We start from the raw sequence: 16,126 nt of genomic DNA on the forward strand, positions 1-16,126 counted from the left end.
CCGTAGGCGACGCCGAGCTTTTAAGACAGGCAGAGATAGAAAGACAGACAACCATATGAAGTACATGACCAGCGCGGAGATTCGCGAGAAGTACCTGAGCTTTTTCGAGGAAAAGGGCTGCAAGCGCTGGCCCTCGTCGTCCCTTATCCCGGACGACCCGTCGCTTTTGCTGACGAGCGCCGGTATGGTGCAGTTCAAGCCCTACTTCCTGCAGCAGAAGCATCTGGAGGCGCCTTACATCGGCACCACTACGGTGCAGAAGTGCGTCCGCACCAACGACATCGAGATCATCGGCACCACGGGCCGCCATCAGAGCTTCTTCGAGATGCTGGGCAACTTCAGCTTCGGCGAGTACTTCAAAGAAGAGATGTGCGCCTGGGCCTACGAGTTCTCGACCGAGGTTCTGGGCCTTCCCGCCGAGCGCCTGTACTTCACCGTGTTCCTGGACGATGACGAGACCATCGAAATCTGGAAGAAGCTGGGCGTTCCCGACGATCATATCTCGCGCTTGGGCGAAGACGACAACTTCTGGCGCGCCGGGCCTACCGGCCCGTGCGGTCCGTGCTCGGAGATTTACTTCGACCAGGGCGAGGAGTTCGGCTGCGGCAGCCCCGATTGTGCGCCGGGTTGCGATTGCGATCGCTTCCTTGAGTACTGGAACTGCGTGTTCACCCAGTACGACGGTCAGGAAGACGGCACGCTCAAGCCGCTGCCCAAGAAGAACATCGATACCGGCATGGGCCTTGAGCGCATGGCCGCCATCATGCAGGGCGTCCAGTCCAACTACGAAACCGATGTGCTGCGCAGCCTGGTGGGCGTGGGCGAGAAGCTGACCGGAACCGTGTACGGCGACGATCCGGCGGCGGATCTGTCTTTGCGCATCATGGCCGACCATAGCCGCGCCGTGGCGTTCATGATCGCCGATGGCATCCTGCCTTCCAACGAGGGCCGCGGCTACGTTTTGCGCCGTTTGCTGCGCCGCGCCGTCATGAAGGGCCACCTGCTGGGCCTGGACAAGCCGTTCCTCAACGAGTACGTGGACGAGATCGTGAGCCTCATGGGTCACGTGTATCCGGAAATCGTCGAGAACCGCCAGCTCATGGGTCGTATCATTCTTTCCGAAGAGGAGCGCTTCGGCGCGAACCTGCGCCAAGGCCGCGCCTTCCTTGATGACGCCCTTGCTGAGCTTGAGGGCACGGTTTTGCCGGGCGATCAGGCATTTACGCTGCATGACACGTACGGCTTCCCGGTGGAGGTCACGCGCGAGCTGTGCGAAGAGCGCGGCATTCAGGTTGACATGGACGGGTTCGGCGTGTGCATGGAAGAGCAGCGCAACCGCGCTCGTGCCGCCAACACGAAAGACGCCGAGGCCGCATGGTCCACGTACGGCGGCGTGATGGCCGAGATCCTGGAGGCCGTCGGCCCCACGGAATTCGTGGGCTACGCCAAGAACGAGAGCGATGCGCGCGTTTTGGCCATCGTGAAGGACGGGCAGCAGGTTGACGCGCTCGCCGCAGGTGAAGAAGGCCGCGTGGTGCTGGACGTGACGCCGTTCTACGCTGAAAAGGGCGGTCAGATCGGCGACGTGGGCGCGTTGGCGAAAGACGACGCCGTGGCTGCGGTCCTCGATACGAAGGAACCCGAAAAGGGCTTGATCGCGCATGCGGTGAAAATGATGGAGGATATGCCGGAGGGTCGCATCCAGGTGGGCGACACCGTTCGCGCCGCTATCGACGCGCCGCGCCGCGAGCGCATCCGTCGTAACCATACGGCTACGCATATCCTGCACTGGGCGTTGCGCGAGGTGCTGGGCGATCACGTCAAGCAGGCCGGCAGCCTGGTGGCCGAAAACCGTCTGCGCTTCGACTTCACGCACTTCGAGGCCATGACGGCCGAGCAGATTGCCGAAGTCGAGCGTCTGGCTAACCAGAAGATCATGGAGAACCACGCTGTACGCGCGTACGAGACGTCGCTGGCTTCGGCTCGCGAAGCGGGCGTTATGGCGCTGTTCGGCGAGAAGTACGGTGAATTCGTGCGCGTGCTCGATATCGAGGGCTTCTCCCAGGAGCTGTGCGGCGGCACGCATGTGTCTGCTACCAGCGAGATCGGCTTCGTCAAGGTGACCAGCGAATCGAGCGTGGGTGCGAACCTGCGCCGCATCGAAGCGGTAACCAGCTTCGATGCCCTTGCTTACATGAATCGCGTAGAAGCCGAGCTCAAGGAAACGGCCGAGGAGCTGCGCGTGCCCATCTTCGATGTGAGCGAACGCGTTGCCGCGAATGCCAAACAGGTGAAGGAGCTTCAGGCCAAAATGAAGCGCAATCGCCAGGGCTTGGCCGATGACGCTTACTCGTCCTTGCTGGAGTCCGCCGTCCAGGCCAAGGGAGGCTTCCCGGTTGTCATCGGTCGTTTGGGCGAAGCCGATGCCGGTCAGATGCGCAACATGTGGGACGTCATGCGCGCCCGCATGAGCGCGCCGGGCGCGGTTGTGCTTGCGGGCGAAAAAGACGGCTCTCCCATTTTGCTGGCTGCCGGTGCGCCCGAAGCCGTGGAGGCCGGGTTCGACGCCGGGGCCGTGATCAAGGCCATCTCATCGAACATCAAGGGTGGCGGCGGCGGAAAGGCCGCCATGGCTCAGGCCGGCGGCAAGGACGCTTCCGGTATCGACGCGGCCCTCGATGCCGCGCGCGAAATGCTGCTGTAAGACGTTTTCTGTCTGGGCGCGGGCGGAAGGGCCCGATGCTCAGACAGTCCTGGCTCGCACGGGCGCTCTTGCAGGGGCGCCCGTGCTCGTGCGGAACTCGCCTCGGTTCTTTCCGCCTATGTCCGAGGCGTCTTGTCTGCAGCTCGGAGCGAGGGACGCGGCGGCGGGGCGCTTTCCAAGCCGGAGAAGCCCTTTTCATCTTGCGTGCGAGCTGCGGCTTGGGGCGCCCTCGTAGGCGGGCGCCGCAGGCGCGTAGTCGAAGGCTTTTCAACGACGGATAGGAGCGCTTGTGCGCATCATGGGCTTGGATATTGGCGAGACGCGTATCGGGATTGCCGTGTGCGATCCGGGGGAGCGGGTTGCGTCGCCGGTGTGCGTGCTTCCGGCAAGCGAGGTGCTTGGCGGAGCGAAGTCGTTCAAACGCGTGCTTGAGGACTGGGAGCCGGAGCTGTTGCTGTGCGGGCTTCCCTACACGATGGCGGGGGCAGAGGGGCCGCAGGCGGCGCGTATTCGCGAGACGGCCGGTCGTATCGGAAGGGCGTGCGATATTCCCGTTGAGTTCGCCGACGAACGTCTTAGCTCCCAGGAAGCCAAACGGAGTTTGCGTGAAAAGGGCTTGAGCGAACGCGACATGCGCGGCAAAATAGATATGATAGCCGCGAGTTTGTTCTTGCAGGCGTGGCTCGATGCTCGCCGCAACGGGGAAAGGTGAAGGACAGCCCATGCCCTCACGGAAAAGGCAAGTCACGTATTCGCAGCGACCGAACCATGCAGCTCGCTCTGCGCATGCTCGCGGCGAACGTCAATTTAGAACGTACGATACCAGTTATATCCGACCGAAGAAAAGCAAAGCGCCCATTGTCTTTGCGATCATTCTCGCTATCATCGTGCTCGGCGGTTTGGGATGGGGCGTGCTCACCCTGTTCAACAGCTGCTCGGGTCCGCAGGTCGAGCTGCTGGCCGAAGGCGAAGAAGCTACGATCACCGTTGCCGACGGATCCGGCGCTTCCGCTATTGCCGACCAGCTGGTTGAGGCTCGCTTGGTGTCGAGTGCGAGCGAGTTCACCAAGCGCGTGAACGAGTTGAACGCGGCGTCCCAGCTTAAGCCGGGCACGTACACGTTCGCGGGAGGCGCATCGCTTGACAGCATCATCAAGGCCCTGGAAACCGGACCCGTCATGACCGGCGGCTTGACCATTCCCGAAGGCTTTAAGCTTGCCGACATCGCCAACGCTGTTGCGACGGCAACCGAAGGCCGCGTTTCGGCGGAAGACTTCACGGCGGCTGCATCCAACGCAAGCGTTTACGCTGCCGATTACAGTTTCTTGGCCGATGCGGGAACGAACAGCTTGGAGGGCTTCTTGTTCCCCAAGACGTACAGCTTGGGAGATGATGCTACGGCCGATTCTATCGTTCGTACGATGCTCACCCAATTCCAAACCGAAACGGCCAACCTCGACTGGTCCTATCCTCAGTCGCAGGGCTTGTCCATCTACGATGCGGTCAAGCTGGCCTCTATCGTAGAGAAGGAATCCAGCGGAGACGAGCATGTGCGCGCCCAGGTTGCCGCCGTGTTCTACAACCGCCTGGCCACGCAGGGGGACCCCAGCTACGGCTTCCTTCAGTCCGATGCCACTACCGCGTACGAGGTGGGCCACGATCCCACGGGCGAAGAAGTGCATGCCCAAACGCCGTATAGCACGTACGCCAACAAGGGCTTGCCGCCTACGCCCATCTGCTCTCCGGGCCTTGATTGCCTTACGGCAGTGACGGCTCCTGACAAGGAGGCGTTGGGCACCTATTTCTTCTTCTACTTCGACAAGGACGGCAACTACTTCTTCAGCAAAACCTACGACGAGCACATAAAGACGTTCTCGTAGGCTGCGGCCCGCTGAAACGAATTCGCCGCCATGCCGTTTTTGAAACCTGACAGATACTTCTCGCGCCTTTCGAAGGTCGATATCGATCGCGATCTTTTGGCGTTGGGATACCGCAACGTCTTTTTGGACGTCGACAACACCATCCTCACGCGCGATACGCACGAGGTTCCGCGCGATGTGGGGCTGTGGCTTGGCCAGGCGCGCGACGCGGGCATCTCGTTTTGCCTGGTTTCGAACAATTGGCATGAGGGCGTGTACCACCTGGCACAGCGGTTGTCGCTGCCCATCGTGGCGAAGGCGGTCAAGCCTTTGCCACCGGCGTTCATGATCGCCCTCTCGAAGCTGGGAGCCAAGCGCGCGGAAACCGTGGTGATCGGAGATCAGCTGGTCACCGACGTGCTGGGGGCTCACTTCATGGGCATGAAAGCGTATTTGCTGGCTCCTTTGGTGGAGCAAGATCTGCCGCACACGCTTATGCTGCGCAATTTCGAGCGTCTGGTTATGGGGGATCGCAAGCCCGAGGGTGCCGTTACCCCCTCGGCTTCAACTGCGCATCCCGCCGGAAAGACGAACGGGTCGCACGTTCAAACGAACATAGAATCGGCGAACAAGGAAGGATAGCCATGACCGAGGCCACGAAACCGCAAAGCTTGTACCTGTTGGGACATCCTATCGCGCATTCGAAATCGCCGGTCATGTACAACGCCGTCTACGAACGGCTGGGTTTGCCGTGGACGTACTCCCCGAAAGACTGCGCAACCGACGACGAAGCGCGGTCGTTCCTGGATGCGCGCGATTTTCTTTCCGTCAATATCACCACGCCCTACAAGCCCCTTGCGTTCCAGGCGGCAACGGCTCAGGCGGCAACGGCCAAGCTGGCGCTGGGCGCCAACGTGCTGGTGCGCAAAGGCGACGCCCTGATCGGCTTCAACACCGATGGTCAAGGCTGCGTGTCCTATCTGGAGCGCACGGGTTTCAGCTTTGCGGGCAAACGCGTGGCCGTGTGCGGCACCGGTCCTACGGCATTGTCGATCCTGCATGCAAGTTCGTTGGCCGGTGCGGACGTGGCGCTGCTGGTCGGTCGCGACAAAGAGCGCACGCGCCGGGCTCTCGAAGCGTACGTCGAGCGGTTCGGCCTTATGGCCACGGCAACGATCGACCTGCCGCCCGCGCGTCCGCATCATCGTAGTTTTCGCACCGCGTACGAGCGAACTACGTTCAAGTTCGGTAGCTACGCTACGTCGGAAAAGGCGCTTGCGTCGGCTGATTTGATAGTGAACGCCACGCCCTTGGGTATGAAAGCGGGCGATGCGGCACCGCTCGACACCGCATTGCTGCGCCCTTCCCAAACCGTGTTCGACGCCGTGTACGGACACGGTGAAACCGCGCTCGTAGCTGCGGCGCGCGAAGCGGGATGCACGGTGTTCGACGGGTCGGGCATGCTGGTGGCCCAGGCGGTGGCTACGGTGCTGACCGTGTGCGATCTTGCAGACGTCGAGGTGAAGCTGGAAGAAGCCGAGCTGTTCGACACCATGGCGCAGGCTGCGGGGTTTGACTGCTAGCGAGCGTTTGGCTGAGAAGGTGGCTTTCGTAAAAGGCTCGCTCCCTTGCCGTGGCGTTTCTCGACGTGCGCCCGCTTTTCGTCGGCCTTGCTGAACTGGTGCGCTACAATATTCTATGAACGTACTTAGAATAACGCGGAAAGCGAACCACCATGAGATACCTCACAGCAGGCGAAAGCCACGGGCCGTGCCTCACGGCTATCGTGGAGGGCGTGCCGGCCGGCCTTAAGATTTCCGAGAAGCAGATCAACATCGACTTGGCGCGGCGCCAGGCGGGCTACGGCCGCGGCGGGCGTCAGAAGATCGAAACCGACACCGTCGAGGTGACGTCGGGCGTGCGCTTCGGGCGCACGCTGGGAACCCCCATTGCGCTCGTGGTGCGCAACCGCGACTGGCAAAATTGGACCGACCGCATGGCTGCGTTCGGCGATACCCCATCTGACCTGGTGCGCGAAGTGTGCCCACGCCCCGGACATGCGGATTTGGTGGGCGCTCTCAAAACCAACACCGACGACTGTCGCAATATCTTGGAGCGTGCAAGTGCGCGCGAGACGGCGGCTCGCGTGGCCGCCGCCGGCATTGCACGCGAGTTCTTGGCCGATTTGGGCGTGGAGGTGTTCTCGTACGTCACCTCTATTGGATCCGCTGTTTTCGAAGAGCAGGACCCGCTCATGAGCGCAGCGGACTACAAGCCGCTCTCCATCGAGACCAGCGAGGTTCGCTGCCCTGACGAGGCGGCCACCCAGGCCATGAAAGCCGAAATAGATCGCGCGAAAGGCGCGGGCGAAAGCCTGGGCGGAACGTTTCGCGTGGTGGTTCGCGGGTTGCTCCCCGGCGTAGGGGGCTACGCTACGGCGGGGGATCGCCTGACCTCGCGCTTGGGCGCTTCGCTGTTCTCGATCCCCGCCATCAAGGGCGTCGAATTCGGCTTGGGCTTCGAGGCGGCGCGCCGCGTTGGATCGCAGGTGCACGATCCTATCGCTCTGGACGGCAAAGCGGGATTCGTGCGAACCTCGAACAACGCAGGCGGTTTGGAAGGCGGCATGACCACGGGAATGCCGCTTATCGTGACGGCCGCCATGAAGCCCATCCCTACGCTCATGACCCCGCTTGAAACGGTGAACCTGGACACGCTCGAGGTTGAGGAGGCGTCGAAAGAGCGCAGCGATACCTGTGCCGTTCCCGCTTGCGCGGTGGTGGCTGAAAGCGAGGTGTCGTTCGTGCTGGCCGACGCCTACCTGCAAAAGTTCGGCTGCGACAACATGGCCGACATCAAGGCTGCCGTGAAGGCGTATCGGCAGCGACTGAGGACGATGTCCCGATGACCGGCGGGGGATCGAGCACCAATAGGGAGCATGCCCGCGTCGCGTCCAGCTGCTCGCGTCCGGCTGCTTCGCGGCCCCGGGTTGCGGGGCAGCTTGACCGCCCGGTGTTTTTCGTGGGGTTCATGGGCGCGGGCAAAACGTCGGTGGCACGGCGCCTTGCGCGAACCTGCGGCGTCGCGTCGGTGGATATGGACACGTACCTCGAGCGTCGGGAAGGAAAGCGCGTCAAGGAGATCTTCGCCGAATCGGGCGAGGACGGCTTCCGCGACATCGAGACCGATGTGCTTCGCGAGCTTGCTGCCAAAGACCCCCTGCTGGTTTCATGCGGCGGCGGGGTGGTGAAGCGCTCGGAGAATCGTGCCATCTTGCACGACGCAGGGTTTGTCGTGTACCTCAAGGTGACGGCCGACGAGGCGAAATCGCGCATTAGCGACACGTCCACCCGCCCGCTGTTTCAAAACATCGAGTCCGCTCGCCAAACGGCGGAGGAGCGCGTGCCCCTGTACGCTGAAGTTGCCGACATTACCATCGACACTGCTGGAAAAAGCGTTGCAGCTATCGCCCGCGAGGTGCAGGCTGCGCTCGAGAAGGAGGGCGTCTTGTGCCTGCAACGAAAGTAGTGGTCAACCTTGCGGATGAAAACCCGTACGACGTTCGCATCGGTGCGGGGGTGCTTGCCAAGCTGGGCGCCCATGTACGGAAGCATCCGGCGCTTGAGCGCGTGGAGCGCGTGCTCGTCGTCACCGACGACAACGTGGCTCCGCTCTACCTTGTCGATGCGAAGGCTGCTCTCGCCCAAGCGGGTTTTCGCGTGAGCGACGTGACGGTTGCGGCGGGCGAGGGTTCGAAGTCCGTCGAGGTGGCCGCTGAAATCTGGGAAGCCATGGCTCAGCTGTCCTTGGGGCGCGATTGCCTGGTGGTTGCCCTTGGCGGCGGCGTGGTGGGCGATCTGGCCGGCTTCGTCGGCTCGACCTACATGCGCGGCGTGTCGGTGGTGCAGGTTCCCACGACGTTGCTCTCCATGGTGGATTCTTCTGTGGGCGGCAAGACCGGCGTCAACCTTGCGGCGGGCAAGAATCTGGTCGGCACGTTCAACCAGCCTGCGTACGTGTGCGCGGACACCGCCGTGCTGTCCACGCTCGACGATCGCGAATGGGCGTGCGGATGCGCCGAGATCGCAAAATCGGCCGTCATCGAGTCCGACGAGTTCTTTTTCTGGCTGGTCGAATCGGCGCAGGCGCTGGCTGCACGCGATCAAGCCGCGGTTGAAGAGGCTATCGCTCGATCGGTGGTGTTCAAGGCCAACGTGGTGGCTGCGGACAAGCAGGAGAGCAAGGGCGTGCGCGAGTGCTTGAACTACGGGCACACGTTGGGTCATGCCGTGGAGGCTTTAGCCGGGTACGGCACGTATTCGCACGGTGCGGCCGTGGCGGAGGGCATGCGGTTCGCCGCGCGCCTGGCGGTGGATCTAGCGGGCGCTTCTTTGGAATTCGTGCAAGCTCAAGACGATCTGCTTGACGCGTTGGGATTGCCGGCTCTTGCGTGGTCGGCCGAACCCGGCGATATGCTGGCCGCTATGAAACGGGACAAGAAAGCGCGCCATGGACAGGTTCGCTTCGTGCTTCCTCGTGACGTGGGCTCGTGGGAGCTGATGGACGTTTCCGATAACGTGATCTTGGAGCATTTGAGCGCCTGGGCGAAAAGCAAGGGGTAGACCATGAAGAAGATACTGGTGGTTAACGGGCCGAACCTGGATATGCTGGGGGTGCGCGAGCCGTCGGTGTACGGGCGCGATACCCTCAACGACCTGGAGCGCGAAGTGAAAGCGTACGGCAAGAAGCGCAACGTGGAGGTTGCTTGCTTCCAGTCGAACAGCGAAGGCAAGCTCATTCGCAAGATTCACGCGGCCCGTGACGTGTACGACGGCATCGTGTACAACCCCGGTGCGCATACCCATTATTCCTACGCGCTGCGCGATGCCGTTGGCGGCATCGACGTTCCATGCGTCGAGGTGCATATCTCGGACGTGGATGCGCGCGAGCCGTTTCGCCGCGTGTCGGTGATCGCTCCCGTTTGCGTTGCTCAGGTGAAGGGTCGCGGCTTCAAAGGGTACTGCGACGCCATCGACGTGCTGCTTGAAGGCGCGTGCGAGCGTCTGGGCGAAGGGTATCAGGATCGCTGCGGTGCCGGGCAGGTGATCGTAGGCGGCCGGATGGAGCGGGCTGCGGCTGATCAGGCTGCTTCCGACGCGGCCGCGCCGATGCAGCCAGGGGCCGCTGCGCGCCGCCTCGACCGCCTGCGCGCCGCCTGTGCCGACGAGTGCATGGGGGCGTTTCTGGTTCGCGACACGTCCAATATCGCGTGGTTGACGGCGTTCGACGGCGTTTTCGACGACGAGAGCGCCCATGCGCTGCTGGTCGATCCGCAGGCCGCGGTTCTTCATACCGATTCGCGCTACAGTGAAGCTGCCCGTGCCGCCGCTTCGCCCGAGGGCTCGATTGTCGTGGACGCCCAGCGTGCGACGCATGCCGAGTTCGCGGTGAAATCCGTAGCTGCTTTGCAAGAGCAGGGTTGCGGCCGGGCATCGCAGGAAGGCGCGTGCGAGCAAGCGCCTCGTTTCCATCTGGGCATCGAAGATTCCCTGGCTCTCTCGAATTACCGCGCACTCGAGTCGGCGTTCGCGGGAAGCGCGGTCAAGCTGCGCGAAACGTCCAACTTCGTGTTGGGCTTGCGCGCCGTGAAGGACGCTTCCGAGATTGCCCGCATGAAGGCCGCGCAGGCCGTCACCGATGCGGCGTTTGCGCATATCGTCGGGTTCATGCGCGTGGGCATGACCGAGCGAGAGGTTCAAATCGAGCTGGAGGATTTCATGCGCCGCCGCGGTGCCGACGGCTTGGCGTTCTCGTCGATCGTCGCCGCGGGCCCGAACGGCGCCAGCCCCCACGCGATACCGGGAGCAACGCGCCTCGAGGCGGGCCAGTGCGTGGTGCTCGACTTCGGTGCCCGGGCTTACGGGTACTGCTCCGACATGACGCGCACGGTGTTCCTGGGGCAGCCGGATGCCCGCATGCGCAGCGCTTACGAGGCTATTCGCGCTGCGAACGAGCAGGTGGAGGCGCTTCTCGGGCCGGGCGTTACCGGCAAGGAGGCGCACGAGCTTGCCGAGCGCGTTTTGGCGGAAGCTGGCTTCGCTGGCAAGATGGGTCACGGCTTGGGCCATGGCGTGGGCATCGACGTGCATGAAGAGCCCGTGCTGTCTCCCCGCAACGATCGTCCGCTCGCGGCGGGCAACGTGGTCACGGTGGAGCCGGGCGTGTACCTGCCGGGCGAGTTCGGCATGCGTTTGGAGGATTTCGGCGTGATCACCGAATCCGGGTTCGAGGTGTTCACGTGCTCTCCGCACGATCCGGTGGTGCTCTAGCCGGATTGTTGGAGTCGGGTACGAGCGTGCGCTTGGGCGTCGACGCAGCCTCCTGTTTTGGCGGGCCGGGCGCCAACTTGCCAAAACGAACGAGTTTTGCGGGTGTAAAAGGCCTTTTGAGGCGAACTTCCCTCGAGGCATTTTTTAAAATCCCAGGTCACAAGCCTGGAGGTTCGCTTTATCCTTGGTTAAGGACCAGTAAAACTCGCTCGTTTTGACAGGGGAGGCGCCGTGCGAAGGCCGTGCAACGTTCCGATGCTCATGCCGGTCTCGTTGCAGCGCAACTCCTGATTTTTTTCTGACGGGAGCGATGCGCGCCATGTCAAGAACGCATGCTATGAGTATAATGAACCAGTTTGAACGCTGATCGGGCCCCGCGGCACGCAGCGGAGACCCGTGAACGAAAGGAATACCCAGAATGGCTATCTCTACCGCCGACTTCAAGAACGGCATGTGCATCGAGTACAACGGCAAGCTGTGCACGATCGTTGAATTCCAGCACGTGAAGCCCGGCAAGGGCGGCGCCTTCGTCCGCACGAAGCTGCGCGACATCAAGACCGGACGCGTTATCGACAACACCTTCAACGCCGGCGTCAAGGTTGAGTCCGTGCGCCTGGAGACGAAGAAGCTGCAGTACCTGTACAACGATGGTGCAGACTTCAACTTCATGGACAACGACACGTTCGAGCAATTGGCCATCCCGGCCGAGACCGTGGGCGATGCGGCGCAGTGGCTCAAGGAAAACGACGAGGCTAGCCTGCTGTATGCCGGCGACGAGCTGATCAGCATTGAGCCGCAGATGTTCGTGGAGCTTGAAGTGGCCGAAACCGATCCCGGCTTCAAGGGCGACACCGTGCAGGGCGGCTCTAAGCCCGCTACGCTCGAAACCGGCGCTACGGTGCAGGTTCCCATGTTCGTCGAGCCTGGCGACATCCTGCAGATCGACACGCGCGACGGCCGCTTCATTAAGCGCGTCTAACCTAAGCTTGTTCTTGATTGGAAACTCCGAGGGGGCGCCTGCATGGGCGTCCCTTCGTCTCACCGGCGACTGTCGAAGCGTGGTGCGTGCTAGAGCGGCGCGTGTCCGTCAGGGGGCAGTGGGAAGTCGCGAGGGTGGTGCGCCTCAAGATCCAGAAGCTCGCTCGGACGTACGTCGAGGGCGCGGGCGATCTGGTCGATTTCCGAAATGCGCAGATCGGCCAAGCCGTACTCGATGTCGCTGATGCGCGGATGCTTCGTTCCTATCATCTGCGCCAGGCGATCCTGCGAGAGCCGCTGCGCTTTGCGCAGGCTGCGCACGTTCTCTCCCAATTCGCAGGCGTGGCAACAGGCAAGGGGGTCCTTGCTCCTCAGGTGCTCGTGTTTCTCCAGGCGGCTCATGGGCACAGCGTAATCACGCAATTACATAGTGTTGTAATCGGTTGATTACATTTTGCTATTTCCCTTCGAAACAACGGCATTGTGAAAAAGGCTCGATTGACGCGCTCGTTTCGTCCTTCGAACCCTCGCGCGTCTCCTCCTGCCTTGGTATTCTGTTGCTTACCGGTGAATTTTCCTCCCGGCAGCCCGGAGGGTGTAACCTTCTTCTATAATGCTTAATTCGATCTTTGACTAACTGCAAACCGAAGGGGGTGTGAGTTCATGCCAAGGCTTCAAATCATGGATACCACCATCCGTGACGGCCAGCAAAGCCTGTGGGCCACGCGTATGCAGATTGGCGACATGCTGCCGATTCTGCCTAAAATGGACCGTGTCGGATACTGGGCTATCGAGTCCTGGGGCGGTGCGACGTTCGATACGTGCCTGCGCTTCCTCGACGAGAACCCATGGGATCGCCTGCGCTCCATCAAGGCCAACACGCCGAACACGCCGCTCGCGATGCTTTCCCGTGGTCAGAACCTGGTGGGCTACAAGCATTACTCGCGTGAGATCGTCAACCGTTTCATCAAGGCCGCCAATCGCAACGGCATCCATGTGTTCCGTGTGTTCGACGCCCTGAATGACATTCGCAACGTGATCGACAATGCCGAGGCCATCAAGGAATGCGGCGCGCATTTCGAGGGAGCCATCTCCTATACGATGTCGCCGGTCCACACCCTTGACAGCTTCCTTGACTACGGCCAGCAGCTCAAGGACCTGGGCGCGGATTCCATCTGCATCAAGGACATGGCGGGCATGCTCACGCCGTATCGCACCGAGCGCATGGTCAAGGCGTTCAACGCTGAAATCGGTTTGCCGGTGCATATTCACTGCCATTACGTCGGCGGCATGGCTCCCGCCAACATCCTCAAGGCCGCCGAAGCCGGCGCCGCCATCGCGGACACCGCGCATGCGCCGCTTGCGTTCGGCAACAGCCACCCGGCGGTCGAGATGATCGCCGCCGCGTTGCAGGAGAGCCGCTACGACACGGGTCTTGATCTTGACCTGCTGTTCGAGATCGCCGAATACTGGGAAGAGGTGCGCAAGCGCGGTCACTACAAGCGCGGCGTCTCCTCGCTCATCCACATGCAGGTGTACTCGCACCAGGTGCCCGGCGGCATGATGTCGAACCTGCTCTCGCAGCTTGAGGTGCAAAACGCCAGCGACCGCCTGCCGGAAGTCATGCGCGAGATCCCGAAGGTTCGCGCCGAGGTGGGCTATCCGCCGCTGGTTACCCCGATGTCGCAGATCGTGGGCACGCAAGCCGTGTTCAACGTGCTGACCGGCAAGCGCTGGGGCGTGGTTTCCAAGGAGATGAAGGATTACATCTGCGGTTATTACGGCAAGGCGCCGGGTCGCATGGACAAGGACATCGTGGCGAAGGTCGTCGGCAACTCCGAGATGTTGCCGCCCGACGTGGCGCCCGGCTCTCTGGTGACCACCACGTTCGACGAGGTTGCCGCCGAGATCGGCGACCTTGCGAAGACGGAGGAGGACGTGCTCATGTACGCCCTGTTCCCGAACGAGGCGCGCACGTTCCTGAGCAAGCACCGCACATCGGAGAAGGTCGATTTCCTCATGGAGCAGGAGTCGAGCCAGACCAAGGAGGACGATTACGTGGATATCAATCAGATTCGCGAGCTGGTTCGCGTTGCCGAGGAAAGCGGCGTCGGCGAGATCATAGTGGAAGAAGAGGGCGCCCGCATTGCCGTGCGCATGCCCAGCGCCATGTCCGCCGTGGCCGCGCAGCCCCAGGCCGTGCCGCAGGTTGCCGCCGCTCCGGCCGCGCCCGCAGCCGCTCCGGCCGAGGCTCCTGCCGAGAACAGCCGCCCGGCCGATTGGTATGCCGTCACGGCTCCCATGGTGGGCACGTTCTACACGTCTCCGGCTCCGGGCGAGCCGCCCTTCGTCCAGGTAGGCGACGAGGTGACCGCCAACCAGACGCTGTGCATCGTCGAGGCCATGAAGCTCATGAACGAGATCACGGCCGAGGAAATGGGCACCGTTCGCGAGATTTGCCTTGAAGATGCCTCGCCGGTCGAGTTCGGCACGGTGCTGTTCTACGTCGAGCCCGTCAGCGAGCAGTCCAAGATTCCGGAGACCGTGTAATGTTCAAGAAGATCCTCATAGCCAATCGCGGCGAGGTGGCGCTGCGCGTCATGCGCGCCTGCAAGGAGCTGGGGGTGAAGACGGTCGCGGTCTACTCGACCGAGGACGCCGACACCTACCCCGTGCAGTACGCTGACGAAGCCGTATGCATCGGCCCTGCTCAGGCGAACAAGAGCTACCTGGTGATGCCCAGCATCATCGCCGCTGCCAAAAACACCGGTGCCGAAGCCATCCATCCGGGCTATGGCTTCCTGGCCGAGAACGCCGATTTCGCGCGCGCTTGCGCGGACAACGACCTGGTGTTCATCGGCCCCGCAGCCGATTGCATCGAGCGCATGGGCGACAAGAGCTCTGCGCGCGAGACCATGAAGTCGTGCGGCGTGCCCACCGTTCCCGGTTCGGACGGCTGCATCGACACGGCGGCCGAGGCCAAGGCGTTCGCCGATTCCGTAGGCTATCCCGTGCTCATCAAGGCGACGGCCGGCGGCGGCGGCAAGGGCATGCGCGAGGTGCACGACCCTGCCGAGCTGGAATCCCAGTACCAGGCGGCTCGCACCGAGGCGGGAGCCGCCTTCGGCAACGACGGCGTGTACTTGGAGAAGCTCGTGCTGCGTCCGCGCCATGTCGAGGTGCAGGTGCTCGCTGACGATTTCGGCAACCATATCGCGCTGTGCGAGCGCGACTGCTCCGTGCAGCGTCGCCATCAGAAGCTCATCGAGGAAGCGCCCTCTCCGGCGCTGACCGAGGACCTGCGTCGCGCCATGGGCGTCGCGGCCATCAAGGCCGTGCGTGCCGTGGACTACCGCAACGCCGGAACCATCGAGTTTTTGCTGGACACCGATGGCCGCTTCTACTTCATGGAGATGAACACCCGCGTGCAGGTGGAGCACCCCGTCACGGAGGAGATCACCGGCACCGATATCATCAAGGAACAGCTGCGCATTGCCGCCGGCGAGCCTATGAGCTGCGCCTCCCGCGCGCCGTTCACGCCGCAGGGGCATGCCATCGAGTTCCGCATCAACGCCGAGGATCCTGAGCACGGCTTCCGTCCGTGCCCGGGCAACGTGACGAAGTTCGAGGCTCCGTCGGGCCCTGGCGTGCGCGTGGAAAGCTACGTGCGCACGGGCTCTCGCATCTCCCCGTATTACGATTCGCTTGTGGCCAAGCTCATCGTGCATGGGCAGGATCGCGAAGAGGCGCTCGCCCGCGGGCGTCGTGCCCTTGACGAGTTCGTCATCGAGGGCATCCAGACCACCATTCCGTTCCATCGCCGCGTTTTGGAGAACGCTGTGTTCTGCGCGGGCGATGCGACAACCGATTTTATCGAAACCCAGATGGGAGATGTGCTATGACGGAATTGAATCTTGATGGCATGGCGCTTGCGCCGGGCGTCGTCGAGACCATCGTGTCCATAGCCGCCAACGAGGTTGACGGCGTTGCCTCGGTCGGCCCTTCGGCAACGAGCAGCCTTCGCTCGGTGTTCGCGGGCAAGCCCTCGACGCAAGGCATCGAGGTCGCGATCGACGAAGACGACAAACTGCAGGTTTCCGTGCGTGTCGACGTGTACTACGGCTACGTGCTGCCCGATCTTGCCGCCAACTTGCGCAAGGCCATTGCTGATGCGGTGTCCAGCCAGGTGGGGGCAAGCGTGGCTTCCGTTGACGTGTACATCGACGGCATTCAGTTCGCTCGCTAAGCAGCGGAGG

General features: G+C 62.5%; 14 protein-coding genes and 1 pseudogene. 14 read left to right on the forward strand and 1 reads right to left on the reverse strand.

Translation table 11 applies throughout. The features are described from left to right. Positions 1-55 precede the first annotated feature (55 nt). From alaS to efp, 11 genes and pseudogenes are all read left to right on the forward strand, one after another. On the forward strand, positions 56-2,704 hold the full coding sequence (gene alaS / locus DMP08_RS00880; RefSeq protein ID WP_123191119.1) for an alanine--tRNA ligase: 2,649 nt from the start codon (positions 56-58) through the stop codon (positions 2,702-2,704). Between the two features lie 289 nt (positions 2,705-2,993). Next, positions 2,994-3,416 (forward strand): Holliday junction resolvase RuvX, encoded by a 423-nt coding sequence (ruvX, locus tag DMP08_RS00885; protein ID WP_123191120.1) that lies wholly within the window; start codon positions 2,994-2,996, stop codon positions 3,414-3,416. Positions 3,417-3,426: 10 nt separating this feature from the next. Next, positions 3,427-4,584 (forward strand): endolytic transglycosylase MltG, encoded by a 1,158-nt coding sequence (gene mltG / locus DMP08_RS00890; protein ID WP_123191121.1) that lies wholly within the window; start codon positions 3,427-3,429, stop codon positions 4,582-4,584. Positions 4,585-4,614: 30 nt separating this feature from the next. After that, on the forward strand, positions 4,615-5,205 hold the full coding sequence (locus DMP08_RS00895; RefSeq protein WP_123191122.1) for a YqeG family HAD IIIA-type phosphatase: 591 nt from the start codon (positions 4,615-4,617) through the stop codon (positions 5,203-5,205). Positions 5,206-5,207: 2 nt separating this feature from the next. Then, entirely contained in the window at positions 5,208-6,146 is a 939-nt protein-coding gene (locus DMP08_RS00900; RefSeq protein WP_244596714.1) for a shikimate dehydrogenase family protein, read from the forward strand. 152 nt (positions 6,147-6,298) lie between these two features. Next, a complete protein-coding gene (aroC, locus tag DMP08_RS00905) occupies positions 6,299-7,471 on the forward strand; it encodes a chorismate synthase (protein WP_123191124.1) in 1,173 nt (390 codons plus the stop codon). Then, positions 7,468-8,091, forward strand: a complete 624-nt coding sequence (locus DMP08_RS00910) for a shikimate kinase (RefSeq protein WP_123191125.1) — start codon at positions 7,468-7,470, stop codon at positions 8,089-8,091. Before aroC ends, DMP08_RS00910 begins: the two co-directional genes overlap by 4 nt. Then, the gene (gene aroB / locus DMP08_RS00915; RefSeq protein WP_123191126.1) at positions 8,073-9,185 is read left to right on the forward strand and encodes a 3-dehydroquinate synthase; all 1,113 of its coding nucleotides are present in this window, start codon (positions 8,073-8,075) and stop codon (positions 9,183-9,185) included. Before DMP08_RS00910 ends, aroB begins: the two co-directional genes overlap by 19 nt. Before the next feature lie 3 nt (positions 9,186-9,188). Then, positions 9,189-9,599: pseudogene (gene aroQ, locus DMP08_RS00920) on the forward strand (type II 3-dehydroquinate dehydratase); the annotation flags it as partial. Positions 9,600-9,731: 132 nt separating this feature from the next. Then, positions 9,732-10,892, forward strand: coding sequence for a M24 family metallopeptidase (locus DMP08_RS00925; protein ID WP_123191212.1), 1,161 nt, complete (start codon positions 9,732-9,734; stop codon positions 10,890-10,892). Positions 10,893-11,310: 418 nt separating this feature from the next. After that, complete coding sequence (efp, locus tag DMP08_RS00930) at positions 11,311-11,871, forward strand: elongation factor P (RefSeq protein ID WP_123191127.1); 561 nt, start codon at positions 11,311-11,313, stop codon at positions 11,869-11,871. Positions 11,872-11,960: 89 nt separating this feature from the next. Here the strand turns inward: efp and DMP08_RS00935 are convergent, their stop codons facing one another. Next, positions 11,961-12,272: a helix-turn-helix domain-containing protein gene (locus DMP08_RS00935; RefSeq protein ID WP_123191128.1), complete on the reverse strand. Its 312-nt coding sequence runs from the start codon at positions 12,270-12,272 to the stop codon at positions 11,961-11,963. A gap of 261 nt (positions 12,273-12,533) precedes the next feature. Between DMP08_RS00935 and accB the strand changes: the two genes are divergently transcribed. Genes accB through DMP08_RS00950 form a run of 3 tightly spaced genes read left to right on the forward strand, consistent with a single transcriptional unit; the run spans position 12,534 to position 16,116 of the window. Beyond that, positions 12,534-14,420: an acetyl-CoA carboxylase biotin carboxyl carrier protein gene (accB, locus tag DMP08_RS00940; RefSeq protein WP_123191129.1), complete on the forward strand. Its 1,887-nt coding sequence runs from the start codon at positions 12,534-12,536 to the stop codon at positions 14,418-14,420. Then, positions 14,420-15,772, forward strand: a complete 1,353-nt coding sequence (gene accC, locus DMP08_RS00945; protein WP_123191130.1) for an acetyl-CoA carboxylase biotin carboxylase subunit — start codon at positions 14,420-14,422, stop codon at positions 15,770-15,772. The genes accB and accC overlap by 1 nt, the downstream gene beginning before the upstream one ends. Then, complete coding sequence (locus DMP08_RS00950; RefSeq protein WP_114566550.1) at positions 15,769-16,116, forward strand: Asp23/Gls24 family envelope stress response protein; 348 nt, start codon at positions 15,769-15,771, stop codon at positions 16,114-16,116. The genes accC and DMP08_RS00950 overlap by 4 nt, the downstream gene beginning before the upstream one ends. The last annotated feature ends 10 nt before the right edge of the window (positions 16,117-16,126 follow it).

Source organism: Paraeggerthella hongkongensis (genome assembly GCF_003726035.1).
Lineage (GTDB): Bacteria > Actinomycetota > Coriobacteriia > Coriobacteriales > Eggerthellaceae > Paraeggerthella > Paraeggerthella hongkongensis.